The sequence below is a fragment of the Nocardioides endophyticus genome, from assembly GCF_039543845.1.
In the GTDB taxonomy this organism is placed as follows: Bacteria; Actinomycetota; Actinomycetes; order Propionibacteriales; family Nocardioidaceae; genus Nocardioides; species Nocardioides endophyticus.
On record NZ_BAABKN010000014.1, the window covers coordinates 140626 to 165439 of the forward strand.

A 24814-nucleotide genomic window follows, 5' to 3' on the forward strand; every position below is an offset into this window, starting at 1 on the left:
GGCCTGGCGGTGGTCGAGCAGACAGGGCCGCTGGGCCCAAGCGTCGTCGAGACCCCGGCAACGGACAGGCGACCCTGAGCTCTGCCATGCTCCGCGCGTGCATCGGGACCTGGAACCTCGCCGGCCGATGGACCGCGGATCACCTCGACTTCGTCCTGGGGTTGGACTGCGAGGTCCTGCTCCTGACCGAGGTCAGTGAGCGACTCCAGGTTCGAGACCATCACCTTCACCCCTGCGAGCAGGCGATGACGCCGAAGCGGCGTTGGGCTGCGGTCCTGAGCCGCGAGCCCATCACACCGCTCCCCGATCCGCATCCGGCCAGCGCCGCGGGACGGATCGGGACCTCGACGTACTGCAGCTCGGTGCTCTAGTGGCGGTCCTGCGGCCCCCCGCCAGCCGTGGGGCGAGGGCTCGCACGCCGACACGACCGCGCGGACGGTCGAGCGCCTGCGGACGAGTCTGCCGAGCACCAACCTGATCTGGGGCGGCGACTGGAACCACGTCCTCGAGGGGCGCGAGTACGGCGGAGGGCAGCTCTCCGACCACGACGCGTACGTCGCCGTCGTGGATCTCTGACCTTCGCTACTTCGCCATCTCGGCGACTCCCGCCAAGAGCCGGTCCACGTCGTCGGCGCTGGAGTACGGCGCCAGCCCGGCACGCAGCGCACCCGTGTCACCGAGGCCGAGCCACCGCGACGCCTCGATCGCGTAGAAGTTGCTCGCCGGTGCGTTGACGCCCAGGCCGGCCAGGTGCTCGTACACCGCCCGGTCATCGCGGCCCTCGACGGTGAAGAAGACCGTCGGCGTACGCCGCGCGGGTGCGCCGTACAGCCGGACGCGGTCGATGCCCCGAAGCCCGTCGAGCAGCCGGCCGAGGAGCTTGTCCTCGTACTCCTCCACAGCACGCATCGACTCGAGCACCCGCGCCCGCCGGTCCGTCGCGTCCGAGGCGAGTCCGGCGACGTAGTCGACTGCTGCCGTCGTGCCGGCGAGGATCTCGTAGGGCAGCGTGCCGAGCTCGAACCGCTCCGGCACCTGGTCCTTCGACGGCACCAGCTTGTCCGGGCGGAGGCTCTCGAGCAGCTCCGGCGCCGCCACCACGATGCCGTGGTGTGGGCCGAAGAACTTGTACGGCGAGCAGCTGAAGAAGTCGACACCCAGGGCAACGACGTCGATCGGTGCGTGCGGCGTGAGGTGCACGCCGTCGACGTACACCAGCGCCCCCACGTCGTGCGCGGCCCCGGCGATCGCCGGGAGGTCGGGCCGGGTGCCCAGCACGTTGGAGGCACCGGTCACCGCGACGACCCGGGTGCGCTCGTTGACCTCCGCCCGGACGGCGTCCACCTCGAGCTCGCCGCTCTGGCGGTCGAACCCGACCCACCGCACCTCGACTCCCGCGCGCTCGGCCGCCTGCACCCACGGCCGGATGTTGGAGTCGTGGTCGAGCCGGGTCACCACCACCTCGTCACCCGCGACCCACTGCTTGGCGAGCGCCCGCGACACGTCGTACGCCGCCTGCGTCGCCGACCGCGTGAACACGACCCCACGCGCGTCGCAACCGAGCAGGTCGGCGACGGCGCTGCGAGCGCCGACGACCACGTCCTCGGCCCTGCGCTCGGTGGCCGTGACCGTCCCGCGGTTGGAGAGCCCCGCCGTCATCGTGGCGGCGATCGCAGCTGCCACCTGGTGCGGGACCTGGCTGCCGCCCGGCCCGTCGAAGTAGGCCGTCCCTCCGTCCAGGGCCGGGAAGTCGCTGCGGACGCGGGAGAGGTCGAAGTCCATGCCGCCATCATCCCTGCAGCTGCTGCGACCCGATCACGGAGATCAGCCGCAGCTTCTCGGCGCTCTCGCTGCCCGGGACGGCGGTGAAGACGAGCAGCCCCTGGGACTGGTCGAGGTCGTAGAGCGTCTGGCAGTAGACCTCGACGACGCCGACCTCGGGGTGCCGGATCCGCTTGATCTTCAGGTGCTGGAGCCCCACCTCGTGCTCGGCCCAGATCCGCGCGAAGTCCGGACTCGTGGCGAGCAGCTTGTCCACGATCTCCCCGGCGCGCGAGGCGGCGCCGTCGCGGGTGTACGCCGCGCGCAGGTCTGCGGTGAAGATCCGGCCGTGCAGGTCGTGGTCCGCCTCGGGGTAGAGGTCCCGCGACGAGGGGTCGGTCCACCAGCGGTAGACGACGCTGCGCGCCAGTCCGTCGTACGACGTCTCGTCGCCGACCAGCGCGATCGCCGGCGGCGTCTGCAGCAGCGTCTCGCCGAGCCCGTTGACCACCATCGCGGGCGTGTCCTGGAGGCGGTCGATCACCCGCATCAGCCCGGCGTCGACGTGGTCGGTGCGCAGCGCGCGCTGTGGCGCTGCGTGGCCGCCGAGGCGGAAGAGGTGGTCGCGCTCGTCGAGCGACAGCCGCAGGCCACGGGCGAGCGCCGCGAGCATCTGCTCGGACGGGGTGGTGCTGCGCTGCTGCTCGATCCGGGAGTAGTAGTCCACCGACATCCCGCACAGCGCGGCGATCTCCTCGCGGCGCAGGCCGCCCGTACGCCGACGCGGCCCGCGCGGCAGGCCGACGTCCTCGGGCTGCAGCGCCTCGCGCCGGGTCCGGAGGAAGTCGGCGAGCTGGGCGCGGTCCATGGCGGTCATTGTCGCGCTTGCCTCACAGGTTCATGCCGCCAGACGCCTCGACGCGCTGGCCGGTGACCCAGCCCATCGCGTCCGAGGCGAGCGCGGCGACCGCCGCACCGATGTCGTCGGGGTCGCCGACGTGCCCCATCGCGATCAGCCCGGAGAGGTGGTCGCGCACCTGGTCGCTGTCGCGCAGGTAGCCGCCGCCGAAGTCCGTGCCCGTCGCCCCGGGAGCGATCGTGTTGACCGCGATCCGCCTGCTGCCCAGCGCCTTCGCGAGGTAGCGGGTGTAGACCTCGATCGCGCCCTTCATCGACGCGTAGACGGCGTACGACGGGTCGCCGGTGAAGCGGGTCAGGCCAGTCGAGGTGTTGATGATCCGGCCGCCGTCGGCCAGCAGCGGCAGCAGCTCCTGGGTGAGCAGCACCGGGCCGGTGAAGTGGACCGCCGTCAGCTGCTGCACCTGCGCGAGGGTGGTCTCCCCCAGCGGCGTCTCCAGCATCGCGCCCGCGTTGTTGACCAGGACGTCGAACGAGTCGCGCCCCCAGTCGTCCTTCAGCGCCCGCCGTACGTCATCGGCGAACGCCGCGAAGCTGTCGACCTCGGTCGTGTCGAGGCGGTACGCCGCGGCCTTGCGCCCCAGCGCCTCGATCCGCGCGACGACGTCCTGCGCCTCGTCCGCGTTGCTGCGGTAGGTGAGGATCACGTCCACGCCGGACTCCGCGAGAGCCACCGCCTCGCTGCGGCCGAGGCCGCGGTTGGCTCCGGTGACGAGGGCGATCTTCTGGCTGGTGCTCTGAGTGGTCACATCTCCACGGTGCCTCGGCCGGCGATCCGGAGGAAGGCCGCGCCTATCCAGGGAGCGGGAGTCCGTGGCTGAGGCTCTGTCCCCTCCACGGCTCACTCTGGAGCTGTGGATGACGCCGGCAGGCGGGCGGCCGTTCGGGCGAGACTCGGGACCTCGCGACCGACAGGAGACCCCATGCCCACCCCCCTGCCAGAGATAGACGAAGCCCTGCACGACGTGCTCGTCACACTCGTCCGCGAGCGCGGACCCCTCGGACTCCGCACGCTGACCCGACAGGCACGACTCACGGCTGGACGAGGGAGCCTCGACGAGGTCGCCGTCGCAGCCGTCGTCGACCGGGCGACGCTGCTCGTCGAGCATCCAGACGGTCAGGTCGCCTACCTCGGCGACGTGCTCGACGGCATCGTGCTCACCCATCGCGTCCGCGGCTCGCTGCGGGACCGCGCCGACCTGTGGCTGGGACACGGCGTCCAGCCTTTCCTGGCGATGGCCTGCCACACCCCGCTCCCGCTCGTGACCGGTGGCGAGGCACGACTCGCTGAGACCGAGGACCCCGTGCTGCTGGGGCCGGACGGGTGGCTGCCGACCGCGGAGCACGGCGACCTGATCGCGCTGCACTGGCGCGGCGGTCGGCTCGCCGTACGCATCGTCGATCCCGACGAGCTCGCCGGCCCGGTCGAGGAGGACGTCGTACGTCGGCTGCTGTCCGAACGCTGCCGGACCGAACGATGGTGGACGGGCGACGACGAGGACTGGGTGCGCAACGCGCTCCTCCTTGAGGCTCTCGGCCGTGCCCGGCTGGAGGATCCCGACCTGTTGTCGACGCCGCACGCTCCGCTCGGCCAGATCCTCTACGACCCGCTCAGCCGCGACCCTGGTGCACACTGGCGCGACACGGCGGCGCTGCGCCAGCTCGAGTCCGTGAGCTTCTACGTCGAGGGCATGCCGGTCTCGCTTGATCGGGAGCTGCGCCGCCGCGCGAAGCAGTACGGCATGACGCTCGACCAGTTCATCGTCGCCCTGCTCGGCCATCTGGCCTGGCGCACGCCGTTCGCCGAGGATCTGGAGCCGTGGGACGACTGGTGGCCCGAGGACCGGGATCGTCGGCCTGCCGCCGTCACGCCACTTCGCCTCGCCGACGGCCACCCCGATCACACGGGGTGAGGCACCATGGAGCGCATGACGACGCTCCCGCGCGGCCGGTCCATGACCCGCGCCAACCTGGAGGCGCTGCTCGACGACGGCTGGCGCCATGAGCTCGTCGACGGCGCGCTCGTCACGACGCCGGCGCCCCGGTGGCGGCATCAGTCGGCGATCGTTCGGCTCCTCGTCGCGCTCGACGCCACCTGCCCCGGCGACCTGCGCGTCGTGGTGGCACCGTTCTCGGTGGTCCTCGGCCCGGACACGGTCGTGCAACCCGATCTCCTCGTCGCTCCTCGGGCCGCGATCACCGAGACCGAACTGCTGGGGGCCCCGGTCCTCGCCGTCGAGGTCCTCTCACCGTCGACGACCCACATCGACCTCGGGCTCAAGAAGCAGCGGTACGCCGCCGCCGGCTGTCCGGCGTACTGGGTCGTCGATCCGGGCACCACCTCCACCGAGCCGTCGATCACCGCGTTCGCGCTCGAGGACGGCATCTACGTCGAGGCCGCGGCCTCCCGCGGCGACGAACCGCTCACCGTGGCGTCGCCCTATCCGGTCCGAGTCGTCCCCGCCGAGCTCATCACCTGACCTGGGACTGCTGCACGATCAGGTGACAGGTTGGGTCGCACGGCCTGAGTGGCCGATGCGGTCATGATGGTCTCGTACTCGATGGGGGTCAATTCGGCCGAGGCCGTCTTGTCGCCGGCGTCGGTGGTAGGTCCTCTCGATCCAGGTCACGATCGCGATCCAGAGCTCCTCGCGGGTGGTCCAGGTGCGTCGGTCCAGGACGTTCTTCCGCAGGAGCGCGAAGAACGATTCCATGGCGGCGTTGTCGCCGGCGGCGCCTACGCGTCCCATCGAGCCGACCAGGTCGTGGCGGTTCAGGGCGCAGCCGGCCACGTCCACCCCTGCAGCCGCGCGGCGTGCGACTGCGTTGTGCAGGGCACCGACCGCGAGACGTGACTTCATCCTCGCGTCGATCGAGTAGCCGACGATCCGGTTGGAGTACACCTCCTTGATCGCGCACAGGTAGAGCTTGCCCTCGCCGGTGTGGTGCCGGTGATGTCGCTCAACCACAGCTTGTTCGGCGCCTGCGCGGTGAGGTTCCGTTTCACGAGGTCGTCGTGGACAGGCGGACCTGGCTTCTTACCGTTCCTGGCACGCTTCTTGCCGAACACGCTCCACCAGCCGTTGTCCGAGCAGATCCGCCACGCAGTCCTGGCCGCCATCGACTCGCCGGCGTCGGCGGCTTCGTCGACCAGGAACCGGTAGCCGAACGCAGGGTCATCGGTGTGGGCGTCGAACCACGCGTTCGCGCGGTACGCCTCGTCGAGATCGGCAGCCGTGACCGGCGAGGCCAGCCAACGGTAGTAGGGCTGGCGGGCGACCTTCAGTACCCAGCACATCACCGTCACGGGCACCTTATCGGCGCATCCACGGCGGCCAGCTGGCGGACGAGCGGGTACATCATTTCCCGGCAGGTTCGCCTGCGACAGATACGCCGAGGCGCGGCGCAGGACCTCGTTCTCCTGCTCGAGCAGCCGGTACGGCGCCGCAACTCACGCAGCTCGGCCAACTCACTCGAGGTCACCCCTGGCCCGGCCCCGGGCTTCGACCTGTCCCGACGTCACTGGTCCGCAACCAGTTGCCCAAACAGGACTCGGCGATGCCGAAGTCGTCGGCGATCTGCTTCAGCGAGACACCGGGCTCACGGATGCGAGCGACCCGGACCACGTCCTCACGCAACTCCTTGGGATAGGACTTCGGCACAGTACACATCCTCCCAGCGGCACCTCCCGGCACCACAAACCAGTTGTCACCTATTCGTGCAGCAGTCCCGAGCCGCCGCCAATGGATGCTCAGGAAGCACCGGTGCACGACCTCGTCGTAGGAGAATCCTTGGGTGATCAACGACAGCACCTCGGTCTGGCGATCAGTGAGGGCGGCGATGCCGCCGAGGCGGTACGCCCGGCGCTCGGAGTCACTCCCTCGCTCGGCGCCGAGTTCCGGACTGATAGCTCCTTGTCCAGATGTCTACCGACCTTGACGCACGGTCTCGCCTCCTCCCAAAGTCGGCAGGGACTCCACACGCACCAGAGGAGAGACATGACCAAGATCGAGCCTGCCAGTGCCTCCTCGAAGTGGCGCGTGGAGGTATCGCCGGCGTGCATCTCAGCCGGGGTTTGCCTGGCGCTAGCCCCCGACCACTTCGAGCTCGTTGGAGTCCGCGCGAGGCCTATTACAGGCTTGATTGACAGCACGGAGGATGTCGCACTCATTCGGGACGCCGAGGACGATTGCCCGGTTGGCGCGATCTCGGTGATCAAGGAGTAGGACGTGACCGTCCTGCCGTGGGAGCCGCCAGGTCACGGTCATCCCGGCCAGGTTGGGGAATCACCCCTCAACCGTGCGTCAGCGCAGCGCGGCATGTCGCCGTCACGACCCGGCAGCTGGCCACCGAACCCCGACGCTCTCCATTCCCTCCATGATGTCCATGTCCGGGTGCTCCTGGAGGACATCCTTGAAGGTCGGGCTCCCGACGACCACCGGCTTGAACGATCGCAGGAACTCGTCGACCTCACGAGCCTCGCGCTCCGGAATGTTGAACTCCACATACGCGGGAGTCACGATCTCGTCGAACAAGGCCGTCCAGTACTCCTCAGTGATGCCCATGCCACGGTGCGCGGTCGCCATGTCAGGGCCGGTGTAGGTGTGGGGCCCGCCCCAGTGCTCCCCGAGGAACTCCACGAACCCGCTGATCTCCTCCTGGACTTCGGCTTGCGTCTTGTGGTTCCAGATGTGGCCAATGGTCGGGTTGAGCATGGCGCGCTGCACCAGCGTCTTGGCCAAGAACTTGACGGACTCGAGGCCCCCCAAGCGGTCGTAAAGGGACGGCTCCTCGATGGGTGCGCTCTGGTTTGCGATGTGGGTCATGTCCTGACCTTCCGGCGGACGCGCCGACAGGGCTACCGGATGCGACATATCGACAAGATCGGTGGCCGAACGCAGACTCGACAGGGGGCATGACATGGTTCACATTGATGGTATGGAGGTCGACACCCGTGCGGTGCCGTCGCGTGAACGCTTGGAGTACTGGCACCACAGCGTGAGCGACCGCTTCGTCCCGCTGCTCGCCACGCCGACGAGCGGAGAGCTTCACGGACGCATCCGAAGTGTCGAAATCGCCGAGACCAGGGCACGTCGCATCGCCGGGATCGAACACCGATTCCAGCGCCGCATACGCGACATTGAACGCAGCGTCGGCACCGAGCAACTCAACCTCGTTTTCGTCAACCGCGGCGAGACCGTGGTCGAGCAGGACGCGCGCACTGCCACCATACGGCCGGGCGACTTTCTCTTCTACGACAGCAGTCGACCCTTTGAATTCCGCACCCACGGCGCCTTCGATTACACAATCCTACTCATGCCCAAACACCGGCTCGGCTTGTCGGCGCAGGTGTACGAGGCATGTACAGCGCGGCCGCAGTCGTGCCGTAACCCCATCGGGGCCAGTGCGCGCAGCCTCACGTCATCGCTCGTCGGTTCGACCACGCTCGATATCGACGATCATCGCCAGCTGGCCCTGCAGGAGGCGGTGCTGCGAGCGGTTGCCTCACTGATACCCACCGCGGACATCCGGCCACCCGCCGAGATGTTTGTCGCCCTGGCGCGAGCCCACATCCGCCGCAACCTCTTCGACCCAGGCATGTCGCCAGCTACGGTCGCACAGGCTGTCGGCATCTCGGTCAGCTATCTCCATCGGCTCTTCTCCAACGAGCAAGAGACGGTCGCCGCGCTGATCCGCGAGGAGCGACTCCAAGCGGCCATGCGGCGACTCACGTCCCCCGCACACGCTTCCGAGTCCATCTCGGACATCGGCCGTGCCTGCGGGCTCGAGGATCCCGCTCACTTCAGCCGGGTCGTTCGCGCTCGCTTCGGCGTGGCGCCACGCGAGCTGCGGCTCAAGGGGTTTCCGCCCACCTGTAGTTGAGGTGATGGGGCCGAGCGTCGCTGGCTGCTTGGTCGAGCGCTGTGGCGACGCTGCCCGCGCCGGTGACGTCGGTGGGCACGTACTCGACACCGACGATCGTCTTGGCGCTGACGATGGCAGAGTCCAGGTCTAGGGCGTAGATCCTGGCGCCGGCCTCAGCGAGAGCTGCGACGGTGGCGGGCTCCCAGGCCGGACGCTCCACCGGTGACAACGGTGGTCGTGTCGGCAACGTGCACAGTTTCGTCACTTTGTTGTTCGCGTAGGGCGATTCCGCCCTCTCGGGGCTTCTCGGGGGCTCTCGGGGGTCGCGCGCTCCTTCACCCCGACACGGCGATGGCACCTGCGGTCTGTCGGTCCAGCGCTCGGCTGATGACCAGGCGCTGGATCTGGTTGGTGCCCTCGAATATCTGCATCACCTTGGCCTCGCGCATGTAACGCTCGACCGGGAAGTCGCGGGTGTAGCCGTATCCGCCGAGGACTTGCACCGCGTCCGTGGTGACCCTCATCGCGTTGTCAGTGGCGACCAACTTGGCGACCGAGGCCTGGGTGCTGAACGGCACGCCGCGGTCTCTCAAACGTGCCGCGGCGAGATACGTCGCGCGGGCGGACTGGACGGCTGCTTCCATGTCGGCGAGCAGGAACGCGAGCCCTTGGTGGTCGATGATGCGCTGCCCGAACGTGGCCCGGTCCTGGGCGTGGGCGACCGCACAGTCGAGCGCTCCTTGGGCGAGGCCGGTGGCGACGGCAGCTATGCCGAGCCTTCCAGCGTCCAGCCCGGCCAGTGCGATCTTGAGGCCGTCGCCCTCCTCGCCCAGCCGGCGGTCTGCGGGGAGGCGCACGCCGTCGAGTCGGATGGTCGTGGTGTGGGAGCCGGTCAGTCCCATCTTCTTCTCGGGTGGGTCGGAGAAGAGCCCGTCAGCGTCAGCCGGGACAAGGAAGCACGAGATGCCATTGCGGTCGGGGGAGGTGCGGGCCATGACTTTGTAGAAGTCAGCTTGGCCGCCGTGCGTGGTCCAGGCCTTCACGCCGGTGAGAACGTAGTCGTCTCCGTCCCTGACGGCCCGGGTGGTCAGGGCGGCCGGGTCGGATCCGGCTTGTGGTTCGGAGAGGCAGTAGGCGCCGAGCAGGGTCCCACCGAGCATGTTGGGAAGCCACTGCTGCTTCTGTGCTTCGGTGCCGCGGTGGGCGAGCCCGAAGCACGACAGGGCATGGACCGAAACGCCGACCCCGACGCTGGCCCAGACCGAGGCGATCTCCTCCAGCACCTGCAGGTACACCTCGTACGGCTGGCCGCCTCCGCCGTACTCCTCGGGGTACGGGAGACTGAGGAGTCCTGCCTCCCCCAGGAGCCGGAACACGTCGCGGGGGAAGGTCTCGGTGGCTTCAGCCTCGGCGGCGAGCGGTTCGAGCTCTTTGACACTGAGCTCTCGGACGAGCTGGATGAGGTCGGCCGACTCTTCGGTCGGCATGACGCGGTTGGCGGGCACTGCGGTTCTCCGTCGGGCTCGGCAACCACCCGGGCAGGGTGGGGATGGTCTGGGAGTCAGGGCTGGGACGCGACTGGGCGCTCAGTGTCTGAGGTTGGGGAAGTCGTCGTCGCGGAACTCGCCGGGCGGGCGGTCGTCGATGAGTTCCTTCTCTCGGTTGCGGAGCTCGACGCGCCGGATCTTTCCCGAAATGGTCTTGGGCAGTTCGTAGAACTCCAGCCGTCGCACCCTCAGGTACGGCGCGAGGTGCTCGCGGGCGTACGCGAGGATCGACTTCGCGGTCTCGGCGCTGGGCTCGTGGCCGGCGACCAGGGCGATGTAAGCCTTGGGCACCGCGAGGCGGACGGGGTCGGGTGCCGGGACGACAGCGGCTTCGGCGACTGCGGGATGTTCGATGAGGACCGATTCGAGCTCGAAAGGGCTGACCTTGTAGTCCGAGGCCTTGAATACATCGTCGGTGCGGCCGATGTATGTGAAGTAGCCCTCGGCGTCTCGTTCGGCGACGTCGCCGGTGTGGTAGCAGCCGTCGGCCATGGCGTCGGCGTTGCGTTCGGTGTCGCCTTGGTAACCGGTCATCAGCGTAAGCGGCTTATGGCTGAGGTCGAGGCAGATCTCGCCCTCACCGGGCCCGTCCACGTGGTTGCCGTCGGGGTCGACGAGGACGACACGCACACCGGGAAGAGCCCGACCCATCGACCCGGCCTTCACGGGCTGTCCGGGGGTGTTGGCGATGGTGGCAGTCATCTCTGTCTGGCCGAAGCCGTCACGGATGGTGAGCCCCCAGTGTCGCTGCACCTGACTGATGACTTCCGGGTTCAACGGCTCTCCTGCTGCGATCGCCTCGCGCAGGGAGCCCGGCCCCCCGGAAAGGTCAGCGTTGATGAGCATCCGCCACACCGTCGGTGGTGCGCAGAACGTGGTAACGCCTTCGGAGCGGATCTGGTGCAAGAGGGCCCTGGCGTCGAAGCGGGCGTAGTTGTAGACGAGGATCGTCGCCTCGGCCAGCCAGGGCGCGAAGAAGTTGGACCAGGCGTGCTTGGCCCATCCTGGGCTTGAGATGTTGAGGTGCACGTCGCCCGGCTGGAGCCCGAGCCAGTACATCGTGGTCAGATGGCCGACCGGGTAGGTGACGTGCGTGTGTTCGACGAGCTTGGGCCGGCTGGTGGTGCCGGAGGTGAAGTAGAGCAGGAGGCGGTCGTTGCTGCCGTTGCCCGGATGCGTGGACGCCTTCGTGGCCTGGTCACACGGAATGTCGTAGGCGTCCCGGTAAGACACCCAACCTCCGACGGAGTCCGAGCCAACGACGAACCGTAGGTAGGTGCCGGGGACGCCGTCGAACTTGGTGGTGTCGCCTGCGTTGCTGATGACCGCCCGAGCGTTACCGCGGTCGAGGCGGTCAACCAGCTCGGCCGTACCGACCGCAGTCGTGGTGGGCATGATGACCGCACCGATGCGGATCAGGGCGAGCATGCTCTCCCAGAGCTCGACCTGGTTGCCGAGCATCACGATGACGCTGTCGCCGCTTCGTACGCCGTGGGCGCTCAGGTGGGCGGCGACCTTGTCGGAGCGCCGCGCCATCTCGTTGAAGGAGTACGAGGCGCGGGAGCCGTCCTCCTCGACTAGCACGAGTGCAGGCGTCTTGTTGCCGCGTGCGATCGGGTCGAACCAGTCGTGGACGAAGTTGAAGTGTGCGCCGATGTCGGGCCACGAGAAGCTGGACAGGACTTCGTCGTAGGTCGTGCGCAACCGCAGCAGATCGTCCCTGGCCTCTCGCAGGGCTAGGGTGGCGAGCTTTCCTTCAGTCATGGTGCGATTCAGTCCTCGGTCGATCGGTGGCGACGGGTGGAGACGATGCTGATGGATGTGGGACGTGGATGGAGAGGGGCGGGAGATGTGGTGACCGCCCGGACCGGGGCAGGAGGCCCCGGACCGGGCGGTGCTTACGGGGGTATCGCGTCGGAGACCGACACCTCGTGGTAGAGACGGAGCTTCTCGAGTCCTTCGACGACGTTGAAGAACGTTACGAAGATCCTCAGGTGCGTGGGGTGGGACTCGGCCCATCGCTCGAGCTGGGCCAAGGACCGCCAGTGCCCTATGTTGTAGCTCTCGTCGAGAGGGTTGCCGTCGATGTCGATGCTGCGCACGAACCGGTTGCTGTAGCAGCCCAGCGTTTCACCGTTGTCTCGCAGGAAGTCCATGCCGGCCTCGAGGCTGGGCAGGATCTCGACGAGGTACAACGAGCGTTCCTCGTCGCCGGTGGTTCGCCAGTCCTGGCCGGAGCGGATGAGCGCGATGTTGTCGTGGCCACGTACGACGACCCGGCCGCCTGCGCCGGGATCGCCCGAGACGACGACGATGTGGTTGGACGGCTCCATCCAGTCCGTCTGGGACAACGGGATGCGGTCGCGCATGGAACCCCAGTAGCGGTGCTCGCTGATCTCACCGCTGGTCTTGCCCATCAGCCCGCCGACGCCGGGGAAGTCCTCGGTGAACGCGTAGAGGGTCTCGTACTGATCGACACGTGGGGCGACTATCTCGCGGAAGTAGCCCAGTCCCTCGTTGAGCCGCTCGTCGGAGCTCCACCAACCGTTGACCGCGTCCGAATGCAGCCAGCGGCGGCAGGCAGCGGGGTCGGCCCAGTACCCGACGACTACCAGGTTGTGATGGTCTTGGTTGTCGACGTGGTCGGTCATGTCGTGGCTGACGGGCCCGTCGGGCACCTCGAAGGAGCTGTCGATCTGGCGCAACGCCGTCAAAGCTGCGGGCCGCTCGGGGCTATCGGCGTACTGCACCCCGAGGTAGGCCATAACGACCTGGCTCAGTGACTCGTCGGCCCCGGCGACGAACATCGGGAAGGGAGTCTCGTACTCGTCGGGGACGCGCCTGGACAGGGTTCGCGCGCACTTCAGGTGCGTGTCGATCGCTGATTCCATGGTCGCTTGCTTCGTTTCCTTGGTTCGTGAATGGGCTTCGTGGATGGAGGTCGGATGGAGGGTGAATGGAGTCGGTGTGGTCTGGGCGGATGTGTCAACTGTCGGGTTGCCGACTGCTCTCCGGCGCTCTCAGAAGCCAGCGCCGATGCGGCGCAGGCCGGCAGCGCTCAGTACCTCTCCGAGCTCCTGCGGTGGTGTGGCTATGCCGGGTCCCCCGTCGAGGACCCACCGCGCCACGAGCCGCGCGCGTGCTGGCGTGTTGACGTGGGGGACCCATGCCGGGCGTGCGCCTGCTTCGCGCCCTGCCGGGGACGGGTTGACGACGACGACGTTGGACAGGTCGCAGGCCCACAGGCAGTCGACTCGCGCGAGCGTGGACTGCTCTCCGATGCTCGACTCGAGGAGCGCTGCGATGGCGTCGTGGTCGATGTCGGGGTGCTTGCGGACCGTGCCGCAGCAGCAGCCCCGGCACAGGCGGACCCGGGGACCGCCGCCCGCTGAGGGCGTTCTGAGCGAGGCGACGGTCATCGGATATCAGACGCCGGCCGGCGTGTGTGCTGGTTCGGCGGTGGCTGGTGCGGTGGCGTGCGACCGGGCTGGGGTGCTGAGGAACGCCAGCACCGAGCCGAGCACGAGCCACATCACGCCGATCTGAGCTAGGGACCGCGTCCGGAACTGCCAGATGAGGTCGGCCGGGACCGTGGCGGGGATCGCGTCGGTGGCGTTCGGGAGCGCCCACATCCCGAAGGTCGCGCCGAGGAGGCCGACCGCGGTGGCTGCCAACGCACGGTGTTCCGGGCTCAACGCTCGGTGGCGAGCGACGGCGGTGACCGCGGCCGCCAGCGCGGCGGCACACACAATCGTGGCGATGTAGACGAGGGTGCGGGTGTCGACGGTGTCCGGGTCACCGACCGCGGGCGGGTTGGCGGGGATGACGATCGCGGGCGCCAGGGTGAAGGCAGCGAACCCGACGCCGGTGAGGAACATGACCGTGCCCGTGGTGCCTCGCCCCGGAATCCGAGAGTGCAGGTACCGGTGGGCCAGCGCGAACGCGATGCCGATGAGGACGCCGACGACCAGCACGGTCACGAGCCCGGTGACGATCTGTTCGCTCCGGCCGATGATGGCGTCACCGCCGTGGCTGTGGGCCCCCACGTCGCCTGCGTGAGTGTGCGCGGCAGGTGCTTCGGCTCCGGCTTCTTCGAGTGCGATGGCCTTCTTGATGACGGGTTCGACGACCCAGTACTGGACTGCGGCACCGACACCGCCGGCGACCAGGCCGGCCAGCGCGCCGTTGCTGACGGTGCGGCCCAACGGGGTGCTCGTGGTCGTGACGCTCATGGCTGCCCGCTCGAGCTCAGTGGCACGGCACGCCGAGCGCGTGCCGTGCGTCGTGGGTGGCCTCGTGCAGGTAGCTCGCGGCGCCCGAGGACAGCAGCAGCCCGTTCTCCTGAAGCAGGAAGAGGACGCTGAGCAGCGCGAACGCGATGAGGGCGAGCGTGATGGCGGTGGCGGTGGTCGTGGTGGCGGGTGCCGCGGCGGCGGTGCCGGCGGGGGTGGGGGTGTGACTCATGATGGGCCTTCCTTCGGTGGGGTGCGGCGGCGGTACCGGTCGGTTCAGGTGGTGCGGCGAGCCGGGTCGATCGCAATCGGCTCGGTGTGGGCCTCGTGGTGGTTGCGGTTGGGCGGCAGGGCGAGGACGTCACGGGTCTGGTGGTCCAGGTCTCCCTGGTCGACCACCCCGGACTGCGCAAGGACGTCCTCGAGCGCGGCCACCCAGTGCTGGTAGTAGGACCACTTCGAGTCAGCGGTGCGGTCGGGGTCGTTCTCCCACGTCTGGATCGATGCGATGAGGGCTTGCTGGAACGTCGACCAGTCGAAGCCGAGCTCGCGGTGGGCGGCCACCGCCATCGCGAACGCCCGGATCTCCCAGGGGTGCTCGAACCCGAGTCGCTCGGGGTCCGCGCCGGGCAGGCCACACACCAGGTCGGCCACGGTACGGCGTCGCTCGTCGAGCTCGGCTGGGTTGGTCCGCGGGTCCGGCAGCACGTCGGTTCCGGTGCTCGATGCGCTGCTAGCTGCGGTGGTCATCACTGCACCGGGGCGACGGGGCCGACGCCGATCATCGAGTCACGGGTGATGAGGGCTAGGAGCTGCTCCTCCGACCAGCCCTCGGTGCCAGCTGGACGCTGCGGCAGGACCCAGTAGCGCATCTCGCTGCTCGAGTCCCACACGCGGACCTCGACGTCGTCGGTGAGGGCGTAGCCGAACGCCTCACGCAGCACCTTGCGGGGTTCGCGTGTGATGGCGGCGCGGTACTGGGGGTCCTTGTACCAGTTCGGCGGCAGTCCGAGTACGGGCCAGGGGTAGCACGAGCACAGGGTGCAGACGATGACGTTGTGGACGATGTCGGTGTCCTCGACGACGACCATGTCCTCGCCTTGGAGGCCGCTGATGCCGAGCTCCTTACAGGCCTCGCTGGCGTCGGCGACGAGCCGGGCCTTGAAGTCCGGGTCGCTCCAGGCCTTGGCGACGACCTTCGCGCCGAGTTGGGGGCCGACCTCGTGCTCGTAGATCTCGACCATCCGGTCGACGGCTTGGGTGGTCATCACGCCCTGCTCGATGAGCATGGACTCGAGCGCCTTCACGCGGGCCGCGATCTCTTCTGGGGTCCTGATCCTGTCGCTCATGCGTGGGCTCCTTCGTGGGTGGTGGCAGTGGTGTTCTCGGCCGGCGTCACGAGTTCCAGGTAGGGGTCCCAGACGTCGAAGTAGACCGACCCGTTGGGCTCGGCGTTCTCAGATCCCCACAGCTCGTCGTTGGTGAACCGGAGCGTGTAGACGTGCTCGGGGCTCTCGCCGAGACCGTTGCCGGCGGTGTCGGGGTAGATGAACACGCCGTGGGCCAGAACGATCTCCCCGACTGCGCCGCGGATATAGCGGGCGCGGCGGGTGTGCCCTTTGGGGGCGGTGCGGTCGACGCGCACGATGTCGCCGACCTTGAACCGGGCGACCTTCTCCACGTCGCGCTTGGCGGTGGCGCCGGCCGGGACGACGACGTTGAGGAACGCGAGCAGGTCGGGGTCGTCCTCATGGTCGGGAAGGGGGGCGTCGGGGTGGGCCAGGTAGTACTCGGTGCGCCGGTCGAGCTCGGCCATGTCGAGCTTGCCGGCCTGGGCGCCGTGGTGCTCGATGGTGTGTACCCAGTGCTCGTAGTAGGGCGACTTGAGGTACACCGCCGGATCGATGAGTTCGATGCCGTGGCGGAACGAGTCCACACCGAAGTACCCGGCGCGGAAGCACAGGGCGAACATCGGGAACACATGCTTCTCCCACTCGGCGCGGAAGACCGGTTCGTTCTCGGGGACGACCACGGGGCCGACGCCGTCAGTGCCAGCGAGGTCAAAGACTCCGTTCATGCGTGCTACTCCTCTTCTTGGGTCTGCTGAGGCCTGCTTGGGTCTACTTGCGGGTGGGGGCGGTGAGGGTGCCGAGCGTGTGCTCGAAGGCGTGGGCGGCGCGGAGCACGGCTGCGTCCTCGAACTTCTTGCCGATGACCATGAGGCCGACCGGGAGGCCGTCGCTGAGGCCGGCGGGGATGGTGCAGGCGGGGTGGCCGGTCACGTCGAAGGGCGCGGTGTTGGTGACCATGTCCAGGGCACGGGTGACGATTTCCTCTGCGGATGCGTCGGCTGCGGGGATGAGGCTGGCGGTGATGGGCAGCGTCGGCATCACGAGCACGTCGTAGGTGTCGAGTGCGGTGTCGTAGGCGGCTGCGAGGAGCGGTTCGAGGTTGCGGGCCTTGCCGTAGCTGGCCGCGTACCCGTTGCGCAGTGCGTGTGTGCCGCCGAGCGCGACGAGCTTGACGGTCTCGGAGAAGGCTGCCGGGTTCTCTCGCCACCTCTGGCCGTAGTACGCCATCAGGTCGGGGTCGTAGGCGCCCTTCCAGTTCAGGCCGTAGGCGTTGCCGTCGATCATCTGCCAGGTGGCGCCCTCGACGGAGATGACGTCCCACAGCGCCTGTCCGTGCTTGTGCCACGGGATTGATACCTCCTCGGCGGTGTGATCGGCTGCGGTCAGCTGCTCGACGGCTCGGCGTACGGTCGCGTTGACGCCGGCGTCGGAGTTCGCCTGCTCGAAACCTTCGGTGACGACACCGATCCGCAGCCCGCGACCCAGAGACGTCACCGCGCTCACGTAGTCCTCGACGGTGAGCCCTGCGGGCTGTCGCGGGTCCTTGCCGTCGGGCCCGGCGATGACGGCCAGCAAGGCCGCGGCGTCGGCGACCGTCGGTGCGATGGGGCCGAGGTGGTCGATGGTCTGCTCGATGGGAAACGCGCCGGTGTAGGGCACGAGCCCGAATGTGGGCTTGTGTCCGACCACGCCGCAGAACGCGGCGGGGATCCGGATGGAGCCGCCCTGGTCGCCTCCGATCGCGAGGTCGACCTCCCCGGCCGCCACCAGCGCCCCGCTGCCGCTGGAGGATCCGCCGGCGGTGCGGTCGGTGTCCCACGGGTTACGGATGGGACCGTTCTTCGCGGTGTGGGAGGCACCGGAAAAGCACAGGTCCTCGCACACCGACTTGCCCGCGATGGTTGCGCCGGCATCGAGGAGGCGCGAGACGACCGTGGCATCCGTGCTGGGTACGAAGCCGCGGACGGTCTCGGAGCCGTTCATCATGGGGACGCCCGCGACAGCCACGTTGTCCTTGATCGCCACCCGCTTGCCGGCCAGGGGACCGGTGGGAGTGGTCCTCAAATCGGTCGTCACGTACCAGGCGCCCAACGGGTTCTCGGTCGGCTCAGACCACTTCCGGTCCGGGGCCGTCGGAGCCACCTCGTGCTGGTACAGCTCGTCGACGATGGCCCAGGACCCCAGTAGGCCGGCAGCAGCGGCGGTGTAGAAGTCCAGGTCCTCCTCGTCGATGCCGAGGCGCAGGTCGGCGGCAAGGGCTTCAACGTCGGGGCGAGTGGGCAAATCCATGGCGGGGTCCTCCGTGCATCGGGGCTGGCGTCGCGTGCTCCGCGCTCTTCGCTGCGCCGACCGGAAGGGGACGTCAGACGGATCGCGTCTTGGGGTGGGAGTCAACGTTTGAGGGACAGCCTGCGTCAACGCCCGAGTACGTATGAGTACTCGTATGACTGGGGACGTGCAAGGCTCGGGTAGCCATCGTCAATTGGCCGTTCGGCTGCCACTTACCGGCTCTTGACGGAAGGAGCGCGCGGGCCTGCCTGCCTCGGAGAAGGTCGAGTTCTGACGCGCGAGCGTGTGCGACCAGTTCGTCCCGCTCTTGGTGGAGACGACCGGCTCCTTTCAGTTCACTATCGGCCTCCTCCCCAAACGCCTCCTTCCCCTGCCGCCAGAGACGCTGATCCTGGCACCGCCAGGGCCACCACCCCGGACTCAGGCGCGGGGGCCGCGCTGGGCGCGTTGCTGACGTCGCTTGCCAGCGGTCGGGCCGCCGGCGCGGACCTCACACAGCAGATCGCACTCCGGCACGCACTCCTGAGCCTCGACGTCGCGTTCGTGTCCGACGAGGTCGCCGCCGGCGGTCCTCCCTCGGTGCACCTCGCGTTGACCAAGTCGCACATCGTGCGACACCTCGGCCAACCCGACCTCACACCCACTCAGGTCGCACAGGGTGCGGGATCTCGCAGAGCTACCTGCACCGGCTCTTTGCGAGCGATGGCGAAACCGTCTCCGGGTACATCCGCGAACGGCGAGGTCGTCCTCGCGCTGGCTGACCGGCAGCGACTCCAAGGCGCCCGACGCGACATCGTCACCTCGCTACGCGACCAACCCATCAAGGAGATCGCCGGCCGATGGGGCATCCCGAACCCACGGCACGACGAAGGTCGCGGGGCGCTTTGGCGGCTCTTCACAGTTGAGCAGTTCGGCGCCCCCTTCGGGGCGCACCGTGGTGCGCGAAATTCGGGGCTGCTGACGGTTGCGGGCGATGGGTCTCGGCTGGATCCTGATCGGCCCGCTGCCTGGCTCGCTTGACGCAAGAACAGAAGGGGCGGTCCGGAGTCCCGGACCGCCCCTTCTATTTTTCTGATCAGTTCTCAGTCGAGTGACACAACTGATGACATCACTGGTGACGACCCAGTGAGATTCGACATCAGCTGCAGCCGCTGGTGCTGCCGCAGCCCTCGCAGACGTAGCAGGAGCCGGCGGGGCGCATCTTGGTGCCGCAGGTGAAGCAGAGCGGCGAGTCGACGGCGGTGCCGGTGATCTGTTCGAGGAGCTCGGCGCTGGTGTGGGCCGTGGTGGGCTTGGCCGAGGCCGCCTCGTTGGCTGCGGGGGTCTCGACGACGCTCGGCGCTGGCGCGCCTCCCTGCTCGACCACCGGGGCGTCGGCCGCCGCGGTCGGCTCAAGGACGTCGATCTCGATGAGCTCAGCCGAGTTGTTGCCGGTCTCGGGGACGGGCTCGTAGGAGCCGGTCTCGAGGTAGCGCTGGCGCTCGTCGGCCGAGTAGATGCCGAGGCCCTCGCGGGTCTCGAAGTCCAGGTAGTCGAGGGCCAGCCGGCGGAAGACGTAGTCCATGACGGACTGGGCCATCCGGATGTCGGCGTCGTCGGTGAGGCCGGCGGGCTCGAAGCGCTGGTTGGTGTACTTCGAGACGAAGGTCTCCAGCGGCACGCCGTACTGCAGGCCGATCGAGATCGAGATCGAGAACGCGTCCATCACGCCGGCCAGGGTCGAGCCCTGCTTGCCGAGCTTGAGGAAGATCTCGCCGAGCGTGCCGTCCTCGTGAGCACCCGAGGTCATGTAGCCCTCGGCGCCACCCACGGTGAAGGAGGTGGTGCGTGCGATGCGGGACTTCGGGAGGCGCTTGCGGACCGGGGCGTAGACGACCTTCTCGATCACCTTCGGCTCGGCCTCGACCACGGCCGCGGCGTTGGAGTCCGCGCCCTTGTTCTCGCCCTTGCCGCCGGAGAGCGGCTGGCCGACCTTGCAGTTGTCGCGGTAGACGGCCGTCGCCTTGAGGCCGAGCTTCCAGGACTGCAGGTAGATGTCCTCGATCTCCTCGACGGTCGCCGACTCCGGCAGGTTGACCGTCTTGCTGATCGCGCCGGACAGGAACGGCTGGGCCGCCGCCATCATCCGCACGTGACCCATCGGGGCCAGGGCGCGGACGCCCATCGCGGTGTCGAAGATCTCGTAGTGCTCGGTCTTCAGGCTCGGGGCGTCGATCACGTGGCCGTGCTCGGCGATGTAGCTGACGATCGCCTCGACCTGCTCCTCGACGTAGCCGAGCTTGCGCAGCGCCCGTGGGATCGTCTGGTTGACGATCTGCATGGAGCCGCCGCCGACCAGCTTCTTGAACTTGACCAGCGAGAAGTCCGGCTCGATGCCGGTCGTGTCGCAGTCCATCATGAAGCCGATCGTGCCGGTGGGCGCGAGCACCGAGGCCTGCGCGTTGCGGAAGCCGTTGGCCGCCCCGATCTCCTGCACGTCGGCCCAGGCCTGGGTGGCGAGCTGGTGGACCTGGCGGTCGGCGATGCCGAGCGTGCGGACCGTGTCGTTGGCGGCCTGGTGCTTGCGCATGACCCGCTTGTGGGCCTCCGCGTTGCGGGCGTAGCCGTTGTAGGGACCGACGATGCCGGCGAGCTCCGCCGAGCGCTTGTACGACGTGCCGGTCATCAGCGACGTGATCGTGGCGGCCATCGCGCGGCCACCGTCGGAGTCGTAGCCGAGGCCCATCGCCATCAGCAGCGCGCCGAGGTTGGCGTAGCCGATGCCGAGCTGGCGGTAGTCGCGGGTGGTGTCGCCGATCGCCTCGGTCGGGAAGTCGGCGAAGCAGATCGAGATGTCCATCGCGGTGATGATGAACTCGACGGCCTTCGCGAACAGCTCCGCGTCGAAGGTGTCGTCGTCTTTGAGGAACTTGAGCAGGTTGAGCGACGCCAGGTTGCACGAGGAGTTGTCGAGCGACATGTACTCCGAGCACGGGTTGGACGCGGTGATCCGGCCCGTCTCCGGGTTGGTGTGCCAGTCGTTGATCGTGTCGTCGTACTGCAGACCCGGGTCGGCGCAGGCCCAGGCGGCCTCGCTGATCTTGCGGAAGAGGTCGCGGGCGTCGACGGTCTCGATGACCTCGCCGGTGCCGCGCGAGCGCAACCCGAACTCGGTGCCGTCCTCGACGGCACGCATGAACGCGTCGTTGACGCGGACCGAGTTGTTGGCGTTCTGGTACTGGACGCTCGTGATGTCGGCGCCACCGAGGTCCATGTCGAACCCGGCGTCGCGGAGGGCGCGGATCTTGTCCTCCTCCTTGGCCTTGGTCATCACGAACTCTTCGATGTCCGGGTGGTCGACGTCGAGGACGACCATCTTGGCCGCACGACGCGTGGCGCCGCCCGACTTGATGGTGCCGGCCGAGGCGTCGGCGCCGCGCATGAACGAGACGGGGCCGGACGCCGTGCCACCGGAGGAGAGCAGCTCCTTGGAGGAGCGGATGCGGGAGAGGTTCAGGCCGGCGCCGGAGCCGCCCTTGAAGATGAAGCCCTCTTCCTTGTACCAGTTCAGGATCGAGTCCATCGAGTCGTCGACGGAGAGGATGAAGCAGGCCGAGACCTGCTGCGGCGACGGCGTGCCGACGTTGAACCAGACGGGGCTGTTGAACGAGAAGTACTGGTGCACGAGCAGCCAGGTGAGCTCGTGCTCGAAGACCTCGGCGTCGGCGGCGGACTCGAAGTAGCCGTGGTCCGTGCCGGCCTTCGTGTAGGTCTTCACGATGCGGTCGATGAGCTGCTTGAGGCTCCACTCACGCACGTCGGTGCCGACGGCGCCACGGAAGTACTTCGTCGTGACGATGGTCGAGGCGTTGACCGACCAGAAGTCGGGGTACTCCACCCCGCGCTGCTCGAAGACCGTGACACCGGTCTTCCAGTTGGTCTGCACGACATCGCGACGCTCCCACGTCAGCTCGTCGTAGGGATGCACGCCCGCAGTGCTGAAGACCCGATCGATCTTCAGGCCGTTGCCTGTCTTGCCCGACTGCGCGCCCTTCGCGCCGCCGCTCACCGTCTCGGTCATCCCTCTTGTGTCCCGTCTGTCGAGGTTGGTGTTTCGATCATTGCTGCTGGCACCGACAGCGCTCTGGCTGTGGTGCCGACGATGGTGGGCCCGGCGCGCGTAGCTTCCCCACTGCGCACGCCGGGCCGTCTGGGGTCAGCCCGTCGGAACGGGCTGAGGGGTGCGCTCTGCGCGCAGCATCGCGATCTCGTCCTCGAAGTCGTCCGCGGACTCGAAGGCCCGATAGACGCTCGCGAACCGCAGGTAGGCGACCTCGTCGAGCTGCCGCAGCGGCCCGAGGATCGCCAGCCCCACCTCGTGGGCGGGGACTTCGGCGGCACCGGCGAGCCGGAGCGCGTCCTCGACGTCCTGGCCGAGGCAGGCGAGCTGGTCCTCGGTCACCGGGCGGCCCTTGCAGGCCTTCCGGACGCCGGAGATCGCCTTGTCGCGGGTGAACGGCTCGCTCGCGCCGGAGCGCTTGAGCACCGTCAGTTGCATCAGCTCCACGGTCGTGAATCGGCGTTCGCACGCCGAGCAGGTACGCCGACGGCGGATCGAGCCGCCGTCGTCGGCGACCCGCGAGTCGAGCACCCGGGTGTCGGTGTTGCGGCAGTACGGACAGTGCACGGGTGCTCCTCTCAGGACCTGGGCGCGCCACGAACCACCCCGAATGAGGGGTGCGTAGCCTGTGGATATCGGGGGTCTCACTGTGTACAACAGCCCTGCACCTGTGGGTCTTCCACCCTGTTCTGTGAACTAGATGTGGATAACTACACCGGTGTAAGTACTAGATGTAGTGGTAACGGTACGCCCGCTCGGAGGGTGGCGCAAGTAGCGCGGAGAACTTCCTCGACGCCCGGGCGACGACTTGACAAACCCGCAGGTCAGGGCCCCTCCCGGGCCCCGACATCGCCGTACGGCGAGGGCGTGTCGGGGAGCCGATCAGGGAGCCGTGTTCACCCGTGCGGGTGGTTTATGGCTGCACTAGCGGCGGCAGATGGAGGACATGGAGAACTCAGCCACCGCCAGATCGGTGGAATCCCGCTCCGAGACCACCGCCCGCCTCTTCGCCGAGCGCAGCGACGCTCGGCCCGCAGACCGAGCCGCGTTCGACGACGAGCTCATCCGCCTCAACATGCGCGTGGCCATCGACGCCACCCGCCGCTTCCGCAACAAGGGGATCGCCACCGACGATCTGCAGCAGGTCGCCTACCTCGGTCTGGTCAAGGCCGTGAAGGGCTTCGACCCCGCCCGCGGCCACGACTTCCTCAGCTTCGCGATCCCGACCATCCGCGGGGAGGTGCGCCGCCACTTCCGCGACCTGGGCTGGGCGGTGCGTCCGCCGCGCTCCATCCAGGAGACGCAGAGCAAGATGATCGCCTGCGAGGCCGAGCTCCTGCAGCGGCTCGGCCACCCGCCGCGGCCCAGTGACTTCGCCACCTACCTCGGTCTCGAGTTCGACGCCGTGGTCGAGGCGCTCGGCGCCAACGGCTGCTTCTCGCCGGTCTCGCTCGACGCACCGGCCGGCGCCGACGACGAGGCGCTCACGCAGCGCCTCGGCTTCGACGACCACGGCTTCGACGTGGCCGAGGCGCGCGCCGTGCTCGCTCCCCTGCTGGCTCGCCTCACCCCGCGCGAGCGCAAGATCGTCGAGCTGCGGTTCTTCCGAGGCTGCACGCAGTCGGAGATCGGCCGCGAGATCGGCGTCACCCAGATGCAGGTGTCCCGACTGCTGACCCGACTGATCGCTCGGATGCGCGAACAGATGGAGGTCTCCGCCGCCGCCTGATGCATGCTCGACAAACGATGTTGGCTCAGGAGACGAAGGAGCGGGCGTCGTCGGGTAGGTCGAGCACGAACCACGACGTCGTCCCGACGGAGTCCCGCACCGAGCCCCAGCTGTCGCTGAGGGCCTCGACCAGCACCAGGCCGCGGCCGAAGACCCGCATCGGGTCCTCGTCCACGACCACCTGGACCTCCGGACCGCCGGCGCCACCGTGGTCGCGGACGGCGACGGTCAGCAGGCCCTCGTCGAGGGTGAGGGTCAGCTCGCTGGAGGCGCCACCATGGATGACGGCGTTGGTCACCAGCTCGGAGAGACAGAGCTGCGCGGTCTCGACCGGGTCGTCGTCGACGCTCCAGTCAGCGAGCGTCCCGCGCAGGAACTTGCGAGCGATACCCGCCGAGCGTAGATCGTCGTCGAGGGTGAGCGACGCCGTCTTGGCGGACGCATCGACCTCGGTCGGCGACGGACCGGCGGGGGTCGCAGCACCATGAGTGCGCAGCCGGCGTACGGCGTCCGCCGCATGCTGGGCGAGGGCGGCGAGCGCGTCGCGCTGCTCAGCGTCGAAGGCCTGCTCGCGGTCGTAGTAGACGATCACGCCACCGATCGGGGTGGTCGCACCGTGCAGCGGGAACACCGCCAGGGCGCGGGTGCCGGCCGCGCGCTGAATGGCCACCAGCTCGGCGTACCGGCCACCGAACGAGTCGAGGTCGCCGCAGACCACGACGCTGGTGCGCACGACTCCGGTCAGCGGCACGTCGTCGTACGCGTCGATGTGGCACCAGTCCGCGGCAGTCTCAGCAGCCGTGGCCGGCAGGAACCGTAGGCGTCGGCCGCCGCCCTCCACCAGGGCGACGCCGGCGCGCCGTACGGCGGGAAGGGCGAGCAGCTCATCGAGGACCGCCCGCGCGACCGCATCGACGTCGGCCGCTGTAGCCAGCCCGACGGGAACGGAACCTGCCCGGGAGTTCCCCACGCCCGACAGCGTAGTTCACCCCTTCGGGGGGACCGGCGCGTTGCCGCGGCGT

24 protein-coding genes and 1 pseudogene are annotated in these 24814 nt (G+C 68.6%); 6 read left to right on the forward strand and 19 right to left on the reverse strand.

The annotated features are described in order from the left end of the window. The first annotated feature begins 86 nt into the window (after positions 1 to 86). A complete protein-coding gene (locus tag ABEA33_RS10850) occupies positions 87 to 371 on the forward strand; it encodes a hypothetical protein (protein WP_345526790.1) in 285 nt (94 codons plus the stop codon). A 211-nt stretch (positions 372 to 582) separates the two neighbouring features. Here the strand turns inward: ABEA33_RS10850 and ABEA33_RS10855 are convergent, their stop codons facing one another. Genes ABEA33_RS10855 through ABEA33_RS10865 form a run of 3 tightly spaced genes read right to left on the reverse strand, consistent with a single transcriptional unit; the run spans position 583 to position 3428 of the window. Beyond that, the gene (locus tag ABEA33_RS10855) at positions 583 to 1782 is read right to left on the reverse strand and encodes a cysteine desulfurase-like protein (RefSeq protein WP_345526791.1); all 1200 of its coding nucleotides are present in this window, start codon (positions 1780 to 1782) and stop codon (positions 583 to 585) included. A gap of 7 nt (positions 1783 to 1789) precedes the next feature. Continuing rightward, on the reverse strand, positions 1790 to 2629 hold the full coding sequence (locus ABEA33_RS10860; RefSeq protein ID WP_345526792.1) for a helix-turn-helix transcriptional regulator: 840 nt from the start codon (positions 2627 to 2629) through the stop codon (positions 1790 to 1792). 22 nt (positions 2630 to 2651) lie between these two features. Then, complete coding sequence (locus ABEA33_RS10865; RefSeq protein ID WP_345526793.1) at positions 2652 to 3428, reverse strand: SDR family NAD(P)-dependent oxidoreductase; 777 nt, start codon at positions 3426 to 3428, stop codon at positions 2652 to 2654. A gap of 174 nt (positions 3429 to 3602) precedes the next feature. On the opposite strand from ABEA33_RS10865, the gene ABEA33_RS10870 reads away from it, so the two are divergent. Next, positions 3603 to 4592, forward strand: coding sequence for a hypothetical protein (locus ABEA33_RS10870; protein WP_345526794.1), 990 nt, complete (start codon positions 3603 to 3605; stop codon positions 4590 to 4592). 15 nt (positions 4593 to 4607) lie between these two features. Continuing rightward, on the forward strand, positions 4608 to 5159 hold the full coding sequence (locus tag ABEA33_RS10875) for a Uma2 family endonuclease (protein WP_345526795.1): 552 nt from the start codon (positions 4608 to 4610) through the stop codon (positions 5157 to 5159). A 41-nt stretch (positions 5160 to 5200) separates the two neighbouring features. Here ABEA33_RS10875 and ABEA33_RS10880 read toward each other — a convergent pair. Continuing rightward, a pseudogene (locus ABEA33_RS10880) lies at positions 5201 to 6341 on the reverse strand (IS3 family transposase); the annotation flags it as partial. Between the two features lie 336 nt (positions 6342 to 6677). Here ABEA33_RS10880 and ABEA33_RS10885 point away from each other — a divergent pair. Further along, the gene (locus ABEA33_RS10885) at positions 6678 to 6905 is read left to right on the forward strand and encodes a ferredoxin (RefSeq protein WP_345526796.1); all 228 of its coding nucleotides are present in this window, start codon (positions 6678 to 6680) and stop codon (positions 6903 to 6905) included. Between the two features lie 102 nt (positions 6906 to 7007). Here the strand turns inward: ABEA33_RS10885 and ABEA33_RS10890 are convergent, their stop codons facing one another. Continuing rightward, a complete protein-coding gene (locus tag ABEA33_RS10890) occupies positions 7008 to 7505 on the reverse strand; it encodes a group I truncated hemoglobin (protein WP_345526797.1) in 498 nt (165 codons plus the stop codon). A gap of 112 nt (positions 7506 to 7617) precedes the next feature. Here ABEA33_RS10890 and ABEA33_RS10895 point away from each other — a divergent pair, with 112 nt between their 5' ends. Further along, entirely contained in the window at positions 7618 to 8562 is a 945-nt protein-coding gene (locus tag ABEA33_RS10895; RefSeq protein WP_345526798.1) for a helix-turn-helix domain-containing protein, read from the forward strand. Here the strand turns inward: ABEA33_RS10895 and ABEA33_RS10900 are convergent. From ABEA33_RS10900 to nrdR, 13 genes are all read right to left on the reverse strand, one after another. Further along, positions 8534 to 8764, reverse strand: coding sequence for an SDR family oxidoreductase (locus ABEA33_RS10900; protein WP_345526799.1), 231 nt, complete (start codon positions 8762 to 8764; stop codon positions 8534 to 8536). The two genes, ABEA33_RS10895 and ABEA33_RS10900, sit on opposite strands and share 29 nt — an antisense overlap. Before the next feature lie 115 nt (positions 8765 to 8879). Then, positions 8880 to 10049 (reverse strand): acyl-CoA dehydrogenase family protein, encoded by a 1170-nt coding sequence (locus ABEA33_RS10905; protein WP_345526800.1) that lies wholly within the window; start codon positions 10047 to 10049, stop codon positions 8880 to 8882. 81 nt (positions 10050 to 10130) lie between these two features. Beyond that, the gene (locus tag ABEA33_RS10910) at positions 10131 to 11855 is read right to left on the reverse strand and encodes an AMP-binding protein (RefSeq protein ID WP_345526801.1); all 1725 of its coding nucleotides are present in this window, start codon (positions 11853 to 11855) and stop codon (positions 10131 to 10133) included. Positions 11856 to 11989: 134 nt separating this feature from the next. After that, positions 11990 to 12982 (reverse strand): phenylacetaldoxime dehydratase family protein, encoded by a 993-nt coding sequence (locus ABEA33_RS10915; RefSeq protein ID WP_345526802.1) that lies wholly within the window; start codon positions 12980 to 12982, stop codon positions 11990 to 11992. Positions 12983 to 13111: 129 nt separating this feature from the next. Further along, positions 13112 to 13510: a (2Fe-2S) ferredoxin domain-containing protein gene (locus ABEA33_RS10920; RefSeq protein WP_345526803.1), complete on the reverse strand. Its 399-nt coding sequence runs from the start codon at positions 13508 to 13510 to the stop codon at positions 13112 to 13114. 6 nt (positions 13511 to 13516) lie between these two features. Continuing rightward, positions 13517 to 14323 carry a CbtA family protein gene (locus ABEA33_RS10925; protein ID WP_345526804.1) on the reverse strand — a complete coding sequence of 269 codons (807 nt, stop codon included), beginning with the start codon at positions 14321 to 14323 and terminating at the stop codon, positions 13517 to 13519. A gap of 16 nt (positions 14324 to 14339) precedes the next feature. Continuing rightward, positions 14340 to 14555, reverse strand: coding sequence for a CbtB domain-containing protein (locus ABEA33_RS10930; protein WP_345526805.1), 216 nt, complete (start codon positions 14553 to 14555; stop codon positions 14340 to 14342). A 44-nt stretch (positions 14556 to 14599) separates the two neighbouring features. Beyond that, on the reverse strand, positions 14600 to 15073 hold the full coding sequence (locus tag ABEA33_RS10935) for a nitrile hydratase accessory protein (RefSeq protein ID WP_345526806.1): 474 nt from the start codon (positions 15071 to 15073) through the stop codon (positions 14600 to 14602). Beyond that, a complete protein-coding gene (gene nthA, locus ABEA33_RS10940) occupies positions 15073 to 15672 on the reverse strand; it encodes a nitrile hydratase subunit alpha (protein ID WP_345526807.1) in 600 nt (199 codons plus the stop codon). Before nthA ends, ABEA33_RS10935 begins: the two co-directional genes overlap by 1 nt. Then, positions 15669 to 16400, reverse strand: coding sequence for a nitrile hydratase subunit beta (gene nthB, locus ABEA33_RS10945; RefSeq protein ID WP_345526808.1), 732 nt, complete (start codon positions 16398 to 16400; stop codon positions 15669 to 15671). Before nthB ends, nthA begins: the two co-directional genes overlap by 4 nt. Positions 16401 to 16443: 43 nt before the next feature. Beyond that, positions 16444 to 17964: an amidase gene (locus ABEA33_RS10950; RefSeq protein WP_345526809.1), complete on the reverse strand. Its 1521-nt coding sequence runs from the start codon at positions 17962 to 17964 to the stop codon at positions 16444 to 16446. 1138 nt (positions 17965 to 19102) lie between these two features. Continuing rightward, positions 19103 to 22024 carry a vitamin B12-dependent ribonucleotide reductase gene (locus tag ABEA33_RS10955; RefSeq protein WP_345526810.1) on the reverse strand — a complete coding sequence of 974 codons (2922 nt, stop codon included), beginning with the start codon at positions 22022 to 22024 and terminating at the stop codon, positions 19103 to 19105. A gap of 135 nt (positions 22025 to 22159) precedes the next feature. Continuing rightward, the gene (gene nrdR, locus ABEA33_RS10960) at positions 22160 to 22630 is read right to left on the reverse strand and encodes a transcriptional regulator NrdR (protein ID WP_345526811.1); all 471 of its coding nucleotides are present in this window, start codon (positions 22628 to 22630) and stop codon (positions 22160 to 22162) included. A 379-nt stretch (positions 22631 to 23009) separates the two neighbouring features. Here nrdR and ABEA33_RS10965 point away from each other — a divergent pair, with 379 nt between their 5' ends. Further along, positions 23010 to 23792: a sigma-70 family RNA polymerase sigma factor gene (locus tag ABEA33_RS10965; RefSeq protein ID WP_345526812.1), complete on the forward strand. Its 783-nt coding sequence runs from the start codon at positions 23010 to 23012 to the stop codon at positions 23790 to 23792. Between the two features lie 25 nt (positions 23793 to 23817). On the opposite strand, the gene ABEA33_RS10970 is transcribed toward ABEA33_RS10965, so the two are convergent. Next, on the reverse strand, positions 23818 to 24762 hold the full coding sequence (locus ABEA33_RS10970; RefSeq protein WP_345526813.1) for an ATP-binding protein: 945 nt from the start codon (positions 24760 to 24762) through the stop codon (positions 23818 to 23820). Positions 24763 to 24814 lie beyond the last annotated feature (52 nt).

Bases quoted from the DNA above. Each gene is read 5' to 3' on its own strand.
- nthB (WP_345526808.1), bottom strand. From the start codon at position 16,400: ATGAACGGAGTCTTTGACCTCGCTGGCACTGACGGCGTCGGCCCCGTG.
- ABEA33_RS10965 (WP_345526812.1), top strand. From the start codon at position 23,010: ATGGAGAACTCAGCCACCGCCAGATCGGTGGAATCCCGCTCCGAGACC.
- ABEA33_RS10920 (WP_345526803.1), bottom strand. From the start codon at position 13,510: ATGACCGTCGCCTCGCTCAGAACGCCCTCAGCGGGCGGCGGTCCCCGG.
- ABEA33_RS10915 (WP_345526802.1), bottom strand. From the start codon at position 12,982: ATGGAATCAGCGATCGACACGCACCTGAAGTGCGCGCGAACCCTGTCC.
- ABEA33_RS10955 (WP_345526810.1), bottom strand. From the start codon at position 22,024: ATGACCGAGACGGTGAGCGGCGGCGCGAAGGGCGCGCAGTCGGGCAAG.
- ABEA33_RS10895 (WP_345526798.1), top strand. From the start codon at position 7,618: ATGGAGGTCGACACCCGTGCGGTGCCGTCGCGTGAACGCTTGGAGTAC.
- ABEA33_RS10855 (WP_345526791.1), bottom strand. From the start codon at position 1,782: ATGGACTTCGACCTCTCCCGCGTCCGCAGCGACTTCCCGGCCCTGGAC.
- ABEA33_RS10925 (WP_345526804.1), bottom strand. From the start codon at position 14,323: ATGAGCGTCACGACCACGAGCACCCCGTTGGGCCGCACCGTCAGCAAC.
- ABEA33_RS10890 (WP_345526797.1), bottom strand. From the start codon at position 7,505: ATGACCCACATCGCAAACCAGAGCGCACCCATCGAGGAGCCGTCCCTT.
- ABEA33_RS10860 (WP_345526792.1), bottom strand. From the start codon at position 2,629: ATGGACCGCGCCCAGCTCGCCGACTTCCTCCGGACCCGGCGCGAGGCG.
- nthA (WP_345526807.1), bottom strand. From the start codon at position 15,672: ATGAGCGACAGGATCAGGACCCCAGAAGAGATCGCGGCCCGCGTGAAG.
- ABEA33_RS10950 (WP_345526809.1), bottom strand. From the start codon at position 17,964: ATGGATTTGCCCACTCGCCCCGACGTTGAAGCCCTTGCCGCCGACCTG.
- ABEA33_RS10935 (WP_345526806.1), bottom strand. From the start codon at position 15,073: ATGACCACCGCAGCTAGCAGCGCATCGAGCACCGGAACCGACGTGCTG.
- ABEA33_RS10885 (WP_345526796.1), top strand. From the start codon at position 6,678: ATGACCAAGATCGAGCCTGCCAGTGCCTCCTCGAAGTGGCGCGTGGAG.
- ABEA33_RS10870 (WP_345526794.1), top strand. From the start codon at position 3,603: ATGCCCACCCCCCTGCCAGAGATAGACGAAGCCCTGCACGACGTGCTC.
- ABEA33_RS10910 (WP_345526801.1), bottom strand. From the start codon at position 11,855: ATGACTGAAGGAAAGCTCGCCACCCTAGCCCTGCGAGAGGCCAGGGAC.
- ABEA33_RS10850 (WP_345526790.1), top strand. From the start codon at position 87: ATGCTCCGCGCGTGCATCGGGACCTGGAACCTCGCCGGCCGATGGACC.
- ABEA33_RS10930 (WP_345526805.1), bottom strand. From the start codon at position 14,555: ATGAGTCACACCCCCACCCCCGCCGGCACCGCCGCCGCGGCACCCGCC.
- ABEA33_RS10875 (WP_345526795.1), top strand. From the start codon at position 4,608: ATGACGACGCTCCCGCGCGGCCGGTCCATGACCCGCGCCAACCTGGAG.